Here is a 12,731-nt window from a genome sequence, read left to right on the forward strand (position 1 = left end):
AGCCGTGCAGGACGTGAAAGCCATACTCGAAGAGATCAAAGCCTCCCCCTACGAGGAGGTCGAGGTGCTCGCCCCCCACACCGGGGTTGTGGAATTCAAGGTCTCCGGACAGGGCGCCAAGGTGCTGGCCGCCAGCGGCACCTGGAAGGAAAAGCCGGGAACGCTCCTGGCCACCCTGGTGCGCGAGCGCAACGCCCGCAACATCCACTGCACCCGCAAGGGCGAGGTGCAGACCGTGCACGCCCACCTGAACGGGAAGTTCGTGGAGGCCGGCACGCCGCTCATGGTGCTGCGCCACTTCTTCACCAAGGACGAAGTCACCCAACTCATCCTCAAGAAGGTGCTTTTCCTGTTCAACGCCCCGGAGCGCGCCAAGTATTACTTCGCCGCCGAGACCGACAAGAAGGTCAAGGTGTCGGGCTGCCAGTCCATCAAGGTCAAGGACGGCATGGACCTGTTCATCGTCTCGCGCATGAAGCGCGAAAAGGGCCTCAGCTACTCCGGGCCGGAAGGCATCATCTACGCCACGTACTTCTCCCACGACCAGAACGTGGACGCGGGGCAGCCCCTCATCAGCGTCTGCCCCGAAAGCCAGATGGACGTGATCCGCGACGTGGTGAACCGGGTGCAGTCCGACTGGGAAGAGCGGGACTAGCGCCGCGGGAGGGAAAGCCTCCGGCGGCCAGAGGGCGAAGCCCTCTGGACAGTCTCTCCGCTTCGCGTAGGATTGCAGGATACTCCGGGACTGGGCTTATTCCGTCCCGGGCTCTCCCCCAGGAGGATCATCATGGGCAAGCTCCTGCAGGTGCGCGTCAGCGCCGCAACCATCGATCCCGGCAAGGTAGAGGATGCCTGGCCCATCCTCTCGCACCTGGCGTATCCTCCGGGCCACGGCTACGCCCCTGCCCAGCGCGGGGTGCTGGAGCTTGTGGACACCCTCCACGCGCGGCTCACCGCCGGGGATGTGCCCCAGGCCGTGGCCGGGCGCATCCGCCCCGGGGTCGAGGCGCTCACGCGGCAGGTGGAGAGCCTGCGGGAGGCCCTGGCTTCCTGGCAGGCGGAAAAGGCCCAGCTCCTCACCGAAAAGATCGAGGACGCCCTGGACGACCTTGAAGGCCAGGCGGGATACCGCTAGTATCCGCCAGCGTATTGATTTTCGATCCCCCGCGCCCGCCATGGGCGCGCATCACCCGACACCCGGGCCGCGCGAAACGCTCACGAAGCCGCGCGGCCGAACATACAGGAGGCTTCGCATGGCCGGTAGCGTGAACAAGGTTATTCTCGTCGGCAGGCTCGGGCAGGACCCCAAGCTGACCTATTTGCCCTCTGGCCAACCCGCCGCCGAATTCACCCTGGCCACGGACGAATCCTTCAAGAACCGCGAGGGGCAGAAGGAAGAGCGCACAGAATGGCACCGCATCAAGGTGTACGGCAAACAGGCCGAGGTGTGCGCCAACTACCTGGGCAAGGGCCGCTTGGTGTACATCGAGGGAGGGCTTCGCACCCGCAGTTGGGAGGACCAGCAGGGCCAGAAGCGCTACATGACGGAAGTGGTGGTCTCGGGGCCCGGCCACACCGTGCAGTTCATGGATTCCAAGGGAGGCGGCGTGGAGGCCGCGCCCATGGAGGGCGGCTACGGCGGAGGCGAACAGCGCCGTCAGGCCCCGCCCCGGCAGCAGCAGTACCAGCAGAACAACAATCGCCAGCAGCAACAGGGCCGCGACGACGACCTGGGGCCCGCGTTTCCCTCGGAAGCCTCGGGCATGGACGACGTGCCTTTTTAGGGCGCATCAGGCCATCTTCGACTTGAAAAACCCGGCATGCGCGACATGCCGGGTTTTTTCTTGAGTATCTTGTCCACGGGATTGCCGGTTTCGACGAACGTGCGCGACGTGATCCGGTTGGCTGCCGGCTTGTCTCCCACTTTTGTTGCGGATGGCGCGGGACGTCGGTTCACGCCCGGGGATGCGGGTGGTTCCGCGCGGGAGCAGCCCGACTGCGTTCACCGATCAGTTGGACTGTGCGGCATCCAGCGCGGCCTTCAATCCCCGGGCCAGCTTTTCCGGTTCCCCGACACCCCAGAAGTGCATGAAGAAAAGCCGGGGCGACTCCCTGAGCATGTGGCCGTGCACGGCGGTGACCTCGATGCCGTGTTTGAGCAGGGCCTTGGCCACGGGGTTTACTTCCTCGGCCAGGAGCACGAAATCACCGGATGCCTCGGCCTTGCCGCCCACCATGGCCATGTTGATGGCCGTGGCCATGCCCATGGCCGTGGGGATTTCCATGCCTCCCTCCAGGACGGGCTCTTTGCGGGGGAAGCTGAACTGGACGAGGACGCCCTTCTTCTGTCCGGCCGTCCCCAGGACTTTCTCCACCTTGTTCCAGTCCGGAGCCGGTTCGACCGGAGCGAAGCCGGCGTCGCCCAAAGGCGTGGCAGTGGCGGCCAGAGCCGAGCGCAGACCCTGGGCCAGCTTGGCGGGATCGCCCGTGCCGTTGAAGTGCAGGTAGAGGATGTTGGGGGTGGTGCCCGTGAGGTGGTTGTGCAGGGCGCTGATCTCGATGCCCGAGGAGAAAAGGGCGGCCATTACCGGTTGGACCTCAGCATCCAGAAGGGCCATGTCGCCCATCACCATGCACCGGTCCTTGTTCCCGGTGAAAGCCATCCAGGAGGTGAGGGCCACCCCGGGCAGGACGCGCACCTTCCCCCTGGTGACCGTGAGGTCCATTCTCGGAAATGCGACCTTGTAGACTCCACCCTGTTCCACTCCTTTCCTGCCGAGCGCGGCCTCCACTTCGTCCCACGGGCCGGATTGCCCCAGTGCGGCCGGGGCGCAGTTCAAAAGCACCAGTACTGAAAGAATGATACTTTTCATCATGTCTCCTCCCTTGAGAGGATTCCCGTCTTACGCCCGACGAGGCGGGGGCGTGCGTCTCCTGCCCCCACCCGCGAGGCGGGGCGGCCCCCCGGAGCAGGCGCGCGCCTGTTCCGGGAATTATCGCTGCAAGGACCGGCACCGGGTCAGGGGTACACGATCTGCACCGGCAGCGTGGACTTCTCCAGCACCTGCCGGGCCACCGACCCGAGGCCCGTGGCCTCGGCCGGGCCCTTGTCCAGGCCTTGACCCCGGCTGGTCATAACCACGAGCCCGGCTTTCTCCTCCCGGGCCGTTTTGAGGATCTCCTCGGCGGCATTGCCCCGTACCAGCTTCACCTTCAAGTTGGGGCACCCGTGCAACATGCCCTGGCAGATGGTTTCGAGCTTGCGCCGCGCCTCCTCCATCTCCCAGCTTTGGAATTGCTGGATGAGTTCCGGGCTCGGATAGTTGCCGTAGGCCGGGAAATAGGCGCACAGGTCCACCGCCACGTACAGGGCCACCACTTTTGCGTTATACTTTTCCGCCAGAGATACTACGTGCCGCACCGACTTGAACGAACCCTCGGAAAGGTCGGTGGGCCATAAGATGGTGTCGATTCCCATGGTATCCTCCTGTTTGGCGCGTTGCCGTGCCGCATGGCCCCTGCGTCATTTTTCGCACCAGGGAAGGGCCGTGAGTTCGACATCCCAGCCGAGGCCGCCCAGCTTGGCCCTGGCATCCACATACCGTGAGAACAGTTCGATCGTGTTTTTCAGTTCCTGCAGCGGAGCGGGTTCGGCGCAGCACGGGCGGGAGGTGATAGTCTTCTGCAAGTGGACGTCGTCCAGGGATACTTCGAATTTCTTCCCGCAAGTGCACTTGATGGTGATCAGGCTGTGTATGAGCGGGGTGGTGCACACGAAATCGTTCTCTCGAAGCTTGGAAGGGGTGTCGGGCATGACATCCTCCTGGGTTGCTCCCCCGGTGGCAGGCCGGGGCGGGGTGATGGCTGGCACTACCCGAACAACCTGCGGTCCAACCGCTCCAGCCGGTCAAATATTGTTCTTCTAAATAGATAAAATTACAGGAGATAAAGTTGATATTAACATAGCTGGGCAGCTTGTCAACGCGGTGGGTGAAAAAATGCGGGCAAGCGGACGGGGGCGTTCCGGGGCAAGAGGCCGTTTCCCGGGCCTGGGGGACGCGAATCATGCCTTCGGGCAGGCGAATTCCCTAGCGGGGCGAGGGGCAGGCTCGCCTGGACACAGGCGGATTGGGCCCTATATTCCGGCGGATGTAACCCGGAACAAAGACTCGAACGACTAACAGTCCGGGCGGCCCGTGCAGGGGACGCGGTATTTTTCCGTCCGGCCGGTCCGCAAGGAGAATGACCATGGAACGTTTCGCGCTCTGTTTCTGTCTGCTCATGCTGTGCTCCTGCGCGGTGTACAAGGACAAGGAAGGGCAGACGCACTACGAGTTCCTGCCACCGCCCCCCGCGGTGTACTACGCGCCTGCGCCTCCTCCCGCGTACTACGCGCCTGCGCCGCAGCCGTACCCTTACGGCTATTACTATTATCCGCATTATTACTACCGGCGCTACTGGTAGCGGCGCGCCGGGAGGCGAAGCAACAAAAAGGCCGGTCCTCGAGGACCGGCCTTTCCGTTTGCGCGCGTGATCGCGGATGAGAGCGGGGCTCAGCCCTGGCCGTTCCCTTCGCATCCGGCCTGAAAGTTCTTGAGGAAAGCCGGATAGTCGCCCGCGTAGTCGCAGTTTCCGGAGTGGATGAAGCGGCTGGCCACATCGGCGTGTATCTCGCCGCCGAGCGCCGTCCAGCGCTTGCAGAAGGCGTAGTCCTCAGGGAGGTAGTCGCGGTTCCCGGGATCGATGGCGGTATCGAAGAAAGCCCAGTTGTCGTCTTCCTCGTCGCCGGTGTTGACGTATGAGTTCCGGTAGCGCAGTTCTGGATACGCCTGGGCCATCTTTTCCAGCACTTCGCGCCTGATCATCATGAACCCCGTGGAGCCGTACTCCACGGGCACCAGGCCGTCCTTGTCCACCACGCATCCGGCCTTCAGCTTCACCGTATAGTTGAGCGAGGCGGCCACAGCGTCCACGGACGCCAGTTCTCCCGGCATCCGACGCAGCTTGTCCACGTCCAGGTGCTTGACCGGGTAGATGCCGCAGACCACGTCCTTGCCCGACCGGAAGTAACGCAGGGCCGCGTCGGCGGGAAATCCGAGGTCGGCGTCGATGAAGAGCAGGTGGGTGAACTCTCGCTGGCGTAAAAACTCGTTGGCTATGTAATTGCGGGCGCGGGTGATGAGGCTCTCGTAGGCCAGTGGCTGGAATCCCGTGCCAACGCCTGCCGCGTTGCAGACATCGAACATCTGGAGCACCGAGCGCATGTAATTGAGGGTCACGGTGCCGTTGTAGCTGGGGGTGCCGATCAGGATCATCGCTTCGTGGCTCCTTGGGGCGCCGCTTATGGGGCGGGCGTTCCCTTGTTAGACGCTCGCCCGCGCGTCCTGGTCACACCATCACGTTCAGGCCGGACTCTTTCGCCGTGATTTCCTTGAGGACGATATCGGGATCGAGTCTGACGACCAGGAAGGATCGCTCAAGGCCCAGGGCCAAATTCCTGGCCACCTGCGCCAGCAGGCGGTGGCCGTCGATCTCCACCCAGGCCAGATCGTCCGACTGCCACTCCAGGATGACGCCCCGGACCTTCTGGCCCGGGCGGTGCGCCTTGCGGAAGCGCTCGGAGCGCTGCGAGTCGCGTTGTTGGCCGCCGAAGCCGGAGAAAGATGAACCGTGACCGCGTACGCGCATGATGAACCTGCCTGGGGCTCTGCCCCAGACCCCGCAAGAGCTCTGCCCTTGACCCGCCAGGGGGATGATCCCCTTGGACCCTCAGTAGCTTCGTGCCCACTGGCGCGCCGTGCCGGTCAGCCTGGCCCGTCCGTGTCCCGGGCGGCGGGCTAGGACCGATTTGAAGACGATCCGTCACCCGCCGCCCGGAACCTAGCCGGTCCAGACCGACCGGCCCGGCGCTCCCATTGCGAAGCCCGCTAAAAGTTTTTGAGAGAGTCCAGAGAGAACTTTTTTCAAAAAGTTCTCTCTGGCCGCCGGAGGCATCTTACTCTTATCCCCGCGCCTGCGAGATGATCAGCTCCACCTCGTCCTGCGAGAGTCCGGTGGCCTTGGCCAGCTCCCGGGCGGACTGGCCCTTTTTCATCCCGGCGAGCACCACCTGGCGCAAAAAATCCGGTGAGCGGCTGATTTCCTCGGCCTGCTTGAGCAGCTTGGAGAGTTCGCGTTCGCGGGTGGCCAGCTTGTCCTCCAGGCGGATGAGCTCCCGTTGGCGGTCTTCAAAGGATTCCAGCAGCTCCTGCTCGAGCTGGGCGCTTTTCTGGAGCTTGCCCATGAGCTCTGCCTGGTTGTTCTGGAGGGCCTGGAGCATGTCTTCGGAGCGGCGCAGCCGGGCGAAGAAGCCGACCACGAGGATCAGCAGCACCAGCTCGCTGCCGGTGAGGAGCAGAAGAAGCCATTCTTGGAGGGACACCGGTCACACCTGCTTGTTGATGAGATGGCCGAGCCAGGGTGAGCCCGGTTGGGCTGGGGATTCCGGCTCTTCGGGGGCGGCCTGTTGGGCCTGGCGTTTGCGCGGGTGCGGTTCCTGTTCGGCCCCCCTGCGTTTTTCCTTTTCGTCCTTGACGGCCTCGCTGCCTTCTTCTTTCTCGACCTTCTGGACCTGGTGGCCCTGGTCCTTGAGGGCCTGCTGGGCCATCTGGGCGGCGAAGACCTGTTGCGCTTCGGGATGGGCGAGTTGCGCCCCGGCCACTCCCTGGAGGTTGGGCAGCTGGGCGACTACGGTGGCGATGTTGATGTCGGACATCATTTCACCAGAAGTTCCTCGAAGAGCACCTGATCAATCTGGCCGGTGTTCAGGTAGTTGTTCACCACTCCACGCAGCTCCTCGCGGAGCTTTTCCACGGAATCCTTATCGGTCAGATTCGTGAAAGATTTATTCTTGAGATTATAATACAGGCCGTCGCGCAACGCAAAACTCTTGGTCTGGATTTCCCGGGCCAGGCGCGGGTCTTCCTTGTAGACGAGCTTGATCTTGAGCGACAGAATTTTGAAGGCCCCCTTGGTGTCGGTCTTCTCCACCAGGAAGGGCTCCATGGGGACGAAGACGTCCTGGGGCGGCGGCGGTTCGGCCGGCTTGGGCGGCTCCACGGGCGCGGGAGCCGGTGGCGGCGGCGGAGGGGGTTCCTCGTGGACCTTCACTTCCCGGATGAAGAACCACCAGGCGGCCAGGCCGATAAGCAGGAGCAGTCCGCCCACGCCTCCGAACAGGACCTTCTTGTTCTTCCAGATGGGGAGCTTGACGGGCTCGCCCAGGTCGTGGGCGGGGGGCGCGGCGGGGATTTCCTCGGCCGGTGGCGGGGGGGCCTCCTCTTCCTCGAGGAATGGCGCGTCGTCAAGGTCGAGCTCGACCTTCTGGGCGGCGCGGGGGGAGCCGACGTTGAGTTCCGTGTCGTCGAGCTTGGCTTTGTTCTGGTCCTGCTCGTCGGCGGACAAGGCGTCCGAGCGCGGGCCTCCTGCGGAGCCGGAATCGGAGGAGGACGAAAGCATGGCGGGTTGGGGCGGGGGCTAGCCCCGCCCGCGTCTATTTGTCGAAGATCTTGTCGATCTTCTGGCCAAGCGTTTCAGCGGTGAAGGGCTTGACGATGTAGTTGGATACCTTGGCCTGGACGGCTTCGATGATGTTCTCCTGCTGGGCTTCGGCGGTGACCATGAGGAAGGGCAGGTTGGCGAATTCCTCACTGGAGCGGACTTTGCGCAGAAGTTCGATGCCGGGCATCTTGGGCATGTTCCAGTCGGAGATGATGAACTCGATGCGGTCCTTGTTGAGGGTCTCCCACGCGGTGGTGCCGTCGTCGGCCTCGATGATGTTGGTAAAGCCGAGCTGGCGAAGGATGTTCTTGATGATGCGCCGCATGGTGGAGAAGTCGTCCACCACCAGCACACGCATGTCTTTGTTGTAAGCCATACCTATCTCCTTTTGCCATGCCCGCTGGGGGCCGGGTTGTACGCTTGGCTTTAGGCGTCCACGATGCCGTACTGCGCGTGGAATTTACTGCGCAACTTGGCCAGAGCCTGGGAATGCAGCTGTGAGACGCGGCCTTCGGTGATTCCCATGACCTCGCTGGTCTCACGCATGTTCAATTCTTCGACGTAATACAGGGAGAGCACGAGCTGTTCCCTTGGGGTCAGTTCATCAATAAGCAGCGCCAGTTTGTCAACGATTTCTTTGAGTGCGGCGGATTTGTACGGTTCGTTGTCGATCTGCTGGCGTTTGAAGGATGTCAGATTTTCGGTGATTGCATCCAGGCTCAGGCAGAGCTGGCTCTGCATGGCCTCCATGGCCTGGGAGACTTCCTTCGAGGTGAGCCCCGTGGCCTCGGAGAGCTTTTCCACCGTAGGCGTTTCGTCCGAAGCGGATTCCAGCTTGCGGATGGCGTCGTCCACAACGCGTACCCGGTGGCGCTGGCCCCGGCTGAACCAGTCGAGCTTGCGCAGCTCGTCGAGCATGGCTCCCTTGATGCGTGACTCGGCGAAGGTTTCGAACTTGATGCCCAGCTCCGGCTTGAAGCGTCCCAGGGCTTCCATGAGGCCCAGAGCTCCGGCGCTGATGAGTTCGCCCATCTCCACGCTGGGGGGGAGCTTGGCCTTGAGACGCAGGGCCAGGAGCTTGATCTTGGGAGAATAGTGCCTGACGATCTCCTGGCGGTCCGGCTGGGAGAAATCCTGCCAGGGCCTTGCTCCGGCTTCGAAGCTAAGCCACGGACTGCTCTTGGAAGAGGAGCTTTTTCCAGAAGAACTTGATGTTTCCATCGAGTTGCGAGCCTGAATCCCAACTTGTAATTTTTCGGGCGATGTCCGCCACTTTCAAGCTTGCCGGGGCTTCCGGAGCCATGTGGCAAAACGGGATCTGCTTGATCACCGCCTGCCGAACGGTAGCATCTTGCGGGATAAAGTCCACAAAATCCAGCGAAATCCCGTCCAGGAAGTGGTCGCAGGCGGCGTAGAGTTTTCCGAATACCTGCTTGGCCGCCTTCTCGCTCGGGGCCATGTTCACCACGACCCGAAACCGGTTCACCGCATGGTTCAAGTGCATGACTTTGACCAGCGCGTATGCGTCGGTAAGCGAAGTGGGTTCGGTCGTCAACACCAGCAGGCGTTCGCGTGCGGCAAGGTTGAAGTAGAGTACGTTGTCGCCGATTCCGGCGCCCGTATCCACGATAAGGTAGTCTATCCTGTCCTCGAGGTAGTCCATGGCCTCCAGGAGGTCGAGCTTCTGGCCGGTGGAGAGCGAGAGCATCTCGGACACGCCCGAGGACGCGGGCAGGATGTGGAACCCGTAGGGCGTCTTGAAGAGCACCTTTTTCAGGTTCACGCCCTTATGGAACAGGTGGAACAGGTTGAGCTCCGGAGCCATGCCCAGGAGCACGTCAACGTTGGCCAGGCCGAGGTCCGCGTCGAGCAGCACCACGCGCTTGCCCATCTTCGTCAGGCTCACGGCCAGGTTCACGGAAATATTGGTCTTGCCCACTCCGCCCTTGCCGGAGGTGACGGAAAACACCAGGGGAAGATTGCCTTGCATGGTTTTTGGTCCGTTTACGCGGCCTGTTCCACGTTTTGGTTGGGCGCCTGGGAGTTTCCGGGCATCTGATGGGAGAACACCAGCCTCCACAGCGCCTGGGACTCGGCCGCCGACATGGACCCAACCACCCCAGGGCCGAAGGACAGGGCCGAGGCGGGGAGTCCGGTCATCTGGGCCACGTTTATAAGGCTTCCGAAACTACAGGCTTCATCGAGTTTCGTCCAGATGATGCTTTTGACCAGGGGCGAGCGGTAGCGTTCCCACAGGGACCGGTAGTGGGCCGGAGCCATGAAGGGGGGCAGGGCCAGATGCACGGCGACGTCGTCGCGAAGGGCCAGGCTGCGTTCGGCCAGCCACTGGGCCAGGGTCTGCCCCTGGGTGAGGGCGGGCAGGTCCACGAAGATCACGTCAAAGTTCCGGCAGGCCAGAAGAACCTTGATGAAGTCCTCGGGTTCGGGAGCCTCGGCGTAAGTGATTCCTGAAAGTTCCGCGTAGCGCTTGAGAATGGCCTTGCCGCCCGCTCCCCGGCCGTCGCAATTGAGGATGCCGACGCGCTTGTCCGGGGCGGCGCGCTTGGCGGTGATGGCCATGCGCACAAGGGCGGTGGTCTTGCCCGAGCCGGTGGGGCCGGCCACCATCTGGAATTTTTCGTGGAACTGGACGTAGGGCTTCACCCGGGCCACGTGGCCCAGTTCCGCCAGCAGGGAGGCTCCCGCCGCCGACTTGAGCTTGCGGAAGAGCCCCATGAGGATGGGCTCCTCGACGCCTTCGCGCTCCAGGTATTCCATGGCCATCTTCTGGCGCGGCTGGAGGCTTGCCAGGTCCATGTGCGGCTTGAGCAGGGCCGAGAGGTGGCCCTTCATCTCGCACCATTCGCGCTCCCAGCCGTCCTGCGGGGCCTTGCGCCCGGGGGCGCCGGGGATGTCCTGGTCGGCGCCGGTCTCGGCCGGGTCCTGGTCAGGCTCCACGGCGGCCATGATCTCGCAGATGGACTTGCCGTCTTCGCGCTTGGTCTGGTTGGAGAGGATCACGGCCTCGGGGCCGAGTTCCTTCTTGATCTGGGCCATCACCTGGGCGGCGCTGGAACCTCTGAATGTCTTAACCCGCATGGCTCAGTCCTATTGTTGCGAGGGATTGCAGCCTGATCTCCGCCGGAATCTCCGCCTGGGAGATGACCGGCAACGTCGGGAGGAACCTATTCAAAAGCTGGGCCAAGTGGGGCCTGGTGACCGGCGAAACCAGCAACACCGGTTGGCCTTCGCTGACCACGGCCCGTTCCAGGTGCTGGTTGATGCTGGCGATCAGGTTCTGGGCCGAGCCCGGGTCCATGGCCAGGAAGGAGCCGTGGTCGGTGTGGCGTATGGATTCCTGCACCATGCCCTCCACGGTGGGGGCCAGGGTGAAGATGGGCAGGGTGGCGTCGCCGGTGAGGAACGGCTTCACGATGGAGCGGCCCATGCGCGAGCGCACGTACTCGGTGAGCTGGTCCGGGTCCTTGGTTGAGATGCCGTAGTCCGCCAATGTTTCGACGATGGTCAGCATGTCGCGCGCGGACACGCCCTCGCGCACCAGGTTCTGCAGCACCTTCTGCACCGCGCCCAGGCTCAGGATGCCGGGCACCAGCTCCTCCACGGCCTTGGGGGCGCGCTTGTGGAGGTTGTCCAGCAGGGCCTGCACTTCCTGGCGGCCCAGGAACTCATGGAGGTTGCGCTTGAAGACCTCGGTCAGGTGCGTGGAGATCACCGTGGCCGGGTCCACCACGGTGTAGCCCGCCAGCATGGCCTCTTCCTTGGAGACTTCGGGAATCCACAGCGCGGGCAGGTTGAAGGCCGGTTCGCGCGTTTCCACGCCCTGGATGCGGTGCTTGGCGTCGCCCGGGTCCATGGCCAGGAAGTGGTCGATCAGAATTTCGGCCGAGGCCACCTCGTTGCCCTTGATGAGCACGGCGTACTGTCCGGGCTTGAGCTGCAGGTTGTCGCGCAGGTGCAGGGAGGGGATGATCACGCCCATGTCCAGGGCGAACTGGCGCCTGATGGAGCGGATGCGCGCCAGCAGGTTGCCGTTCTGGTCCTCGTCCACCAGGGGGATCAGGCCGTAGCCCACTTCCAGCTCCAGGGAGTCCAGCGGCAGCAGCTGCTGGACCTCCTCGGGGGTCTCCAGCTCCTGGGGCGCGGCCTTCTCGGCCTGCGAGCCCTCGGAGACGATGTCCTTCTGCTTCTGGGTCACGCGAGAGAGCACGAACATGAGCACCGAGAGGATGGTGAAGGGCACGAAGGGCATTCCCGGCACCAAGCCGAAGAGGAAGATGATGCCGCTGACCAGGGTGAGGGCCTTGGGGTGTCCGGTGAGCTGGGCGATGAACTCCTCGCCCATCTTGGCCTCGGCCGCGGCGCGCGACACGATGAGGCCCGCGGACACCGAGATGATGATGGAGGGGATGATGGACACCAGACCGTCGCCGATGGTCAGGATGGTGTAGGTGGCGGCCGCCTGCTTCCAGTCCATGCCCTTTTGCAGCACGCCCACCAGGAAGCCGCCCACGATGTTGATGGCGGAGATGAGAATGGTGGCCTGTACGTCACCGGAAACGAACTTGCTCGCGCCGTCCATGGCGCCGTAGAAGTCGGCTTCCTTGCGGATCAGCTCGCGGCGGCGGGTGGCCTCCTCCTCGGTGAGCAGCCCGGCGTTCAGGTCCGCCTCGATGGCCATCTGCTTGCCGGGCATGGCATCCAGGGTGAAGCGGGCTGCCACTTCCGCGATGCGCGTGGTGCCCGCCACGATGACCGTCTTGTTGAGCGAGAAAAGGATCAGGAAGACCACGATGCCGATGACGTAGTTGCCGCCCACCACGAACTCGCCGAAGGCCTTGATGACCTGTCCGGCGGCTCCGGTGCCCTCGTCGCCGTGCAGGAGCACCAGGCGGGTGGAGGCCACGTTCAGGGCCAGGCGCATCATGGTGGTGACCAGCAGCAGCGAGGGGTAGATGGAGAACTCCAGGGGGGAGCTCATGAACATGGAGGTCACCAGCACCACCATGCTCACCGAGATGGACAGGGTGAGCATGAGGTCGATGATGATGGTGGGCACGGGCACCAGCATGACGAACAGGATGAGCACCACGCCCCCCGCCAGCATGATGTCGCCCTGCTTGGAGAACTTGGCGTAGTCGAAATTCACCGCCAGCTGTTTAGCCATATCTTTG

General features: G+C 63.4%; 17 protein-coding genes. 4 read left to right on the plus strand and 13 right to left on the minus strand.

Going from position 1 to position 12,731, the window contains the following annotated elements:
* Positions 1-4 precede the first annotated feature (4 nt).
* The 3 genes from ML540_RS05985 (at position 5) to ML540_RS05995 (ending at position 1,784) form a co-directional block, all read left to right on the plus strand.
* A complete protein-coding gene (locus ML540_RS05985; RefSeq protein ID WP_243359287.1) occupies positions 5-655 on the plus strand; it encodes a biotin attachment protein in 651 nt (216 codons plus the stop codon).
* A gap of 132 nt (positions 656-787) precedes the next feature.
* Positions 788-1,135 (plus strand): formin-like protein 18, encoded by a 348-nt coding sequence (locus ML540_RS05990; protein WP_243359289.1) that lies wholly within the window; start codon positions 788-790, stop codon positions 1,133-1,135.
* A 118-nt stretch (positions 1,136-1,253) separates the two neighbouring features.
* Complete coding sequence (locus ML540_RS05995) at positions 1,254-1,784, plus strand: single-stranded DNA-binding protein (protein ID WP_243359291.1); 531 nt, start codon at positions 1,254-1,256, stop codon at positions 1,782-1,784.
* Positions 1,785-2,009: 225 nt separating this feature from the next.
* Here ML540_RS05995 and ML540_RS06000 read toward each other — a convergent pair whose 3' ends face one another.
* The 3 genes from ML540_RS06000 to ML540_RS06010 all read right to left on the minus strand — a co-directional run bounded on the left by ML540_RS06000 (position 2,010) and on the right by ML540_RS06010 (position 3,814).
* Entirely contained in the window at positions 2,010-2,873 is an 864-nt protein-coding gene (locus tag ML540_RS06000; protein ID WP_243359293.1) for a DUF1259 domain-containing protein, read from the minus strand.
* A 146-nt stretch (positions 2,874-3,019) separates the two neighbouring features.
* Entirely contained in the window at positions 3,020-3,478 is a 459-nt protein-coding gene (locus ML540_RS06005) for a universal stress protein (RefSeq protein WP_243359294.1), read from the minus strand.
* A gap of 45 nt (positions 3,479-3,523) precedes the next feature.
* Positions 3,524-3,814, minus strand: coding sequence for a hypothetical protein (locus tag ML540_RS06010; protein ID WP_243359296.1), 291 nt, complete (start codon positions 3,812-3,814; stop codon positions 3,524-3,526).
* Between the two features lie 434 nt (positions 3,815-4,248).
* Between ML540_RS06010 and ML540_RS06015 the strand changes: the two genes are divergently transcribed.
* The gene (locus ML540_RS06015; protein ID WP_243359297.1) at positions 4,249-4,464 is read left to right on the plus strand and encodes a hypothetical protein; all 216 of its coding nucleotides are present in this window, start codon (positions 4,249-4,251) and stop codon (positions 4,462-4,464) included.
* 89 nt (positions 4,465-4,553) lie between these two features.
* On the opposite strand, the gene ML540_RS06020 is transcribed toward ML540_RS06015, so the two are convergent.
* The 10 genes from ML540_RS06020 to flhA all read right to left on the minus strand — a co-directional run bounded on the left by ML540_RS06020 (position 4,554) and on the right by flhA (position 12,724).
* Positions 4,554-5,315, minus strand: a complete 762-nt coding sequence (locus tag ML540_RS06020) for a hypothetical protein (protein WP_243359298.1) — start codon at positions 5,313-5,315, stop codon at positions 4,554-4,556.
* 73 nt (positions 5,316-5,388) lie between these two features.
* Entirely contained in the window at positions 5,389-5,688 is a 300-nt protein-coding gene (locus ML540_RS06025) for a hypothetical protein (RefSeq protein WP_243359299.1), read from the minus strand.
* A 313-nt stretch (positions 5,689-6,001) separates the two neighbouring features.
* On the minus strand, positions 6,002-6,421 hold the full coding sequence (locus ML540_RS06030) for a hypothetical protein (protein WP_243359300.1): 420 nt from the start codon (positions 6,419-6,421) through the stop codon (positions 6,002-6,004).
* A gap of 3 nt (positions 6,422-6,424) precedes the next feature.
* Entirely contained in the window at positions 6,425-6,754 is a 330-nt protein-coding gene (locus tag ML540_RS06035; RefSeq protein WP_243359301.1) for a hypothetical protein, read from the minus strand.
* Positions 6,754-7,497, minus strand: a complete 744-nt coding sequence (locus tag ML540_RS06040) for a flagellar basal body-associated FliL family protein (RefSeq protein WP_243359302.1) — start codon at positions 7,495-7,497, stop codon at positions 6,754-6,756. The genes ML540_RS06035 and ML540_RS06040 overlap by 1 nt, the downstream gene beginning before the upstream one ends.
* 34 nt (positions 7,498-7,531) lie before the next feature.
* Positions 7,532-7,915, minus strand: coding sequence for a chemotaxis response regulator CheY (locus tag ML540_RS06045; protein WP_243359304.1), 384 nt, complete (start codon positions 7,913-7,915; stop codon positions 7,532-7,534).
* A gap of 50 nt (positions 7,916-7,965) precedes the next feature.
* Complete coding sequence (locus ML540_RS06050; RefSeq protein ID WP_243359312.1) at positions 7,966-8,760, minus strand: FliA/WhiG family RNA polymerase sigma factor; 795 nt, start codon at positions 8,758-8,760, stop codon at positions 7,966-7,968.
* Positions 8,702-9,529 (minus strand): MinD/ParA family protein, encoded by an 828-nt coding sequence (locus ML540_RS06055; RefSeq protein ID WP_243359321.1) that lies wholly within the window; start codon positions 9,527-9,529, stop codon positions 8,702-8,704. Before ML540_RS06055 ends, ML540_RS06050 begins: the two co-directional genes overlap by 59 nt.
* Positions 9,530-9,543: 14 nt before the next feature.
* Positions 9,544-10,638, minus strand: coding sequence for a flagellar biosynthesis protein FlhF (locus tag ML540_RS06060; protein WP_243359324.1), 1,095 nt, complete (start codon positions 10,636-10,638; stop codon positions 9,544-9,546).
* On the minus strand, positions 10,628-12,724 hold the full coding sequence (gene flhA / locus ML540_RS06065) for a flagellar biosynthesis protein FlhA (protein WP_243359326.1): 2,097 nt from the start codon (positions 12,722-12,724) through the stop codon (positions 10,628-10,630). Before flhA ends, ML540_RS06060 begins: the two co-directional genes overlap by 11 nt.
* Positions 12,725-12,731: the final 7 nt, after the last annotated feature.

It is taken from the genome of Fundidesulfovibrio terrae (genome assembly GCF_022808915.1).
Classification (GTDB): domain Bacteria; phylum Desulfobacterota; class Desulfovibrionia; order Desulfovibrionales; family Desulfovibrionaceae; genus Fundidesulfovibrio; species Fundidesulfovibrio terrae.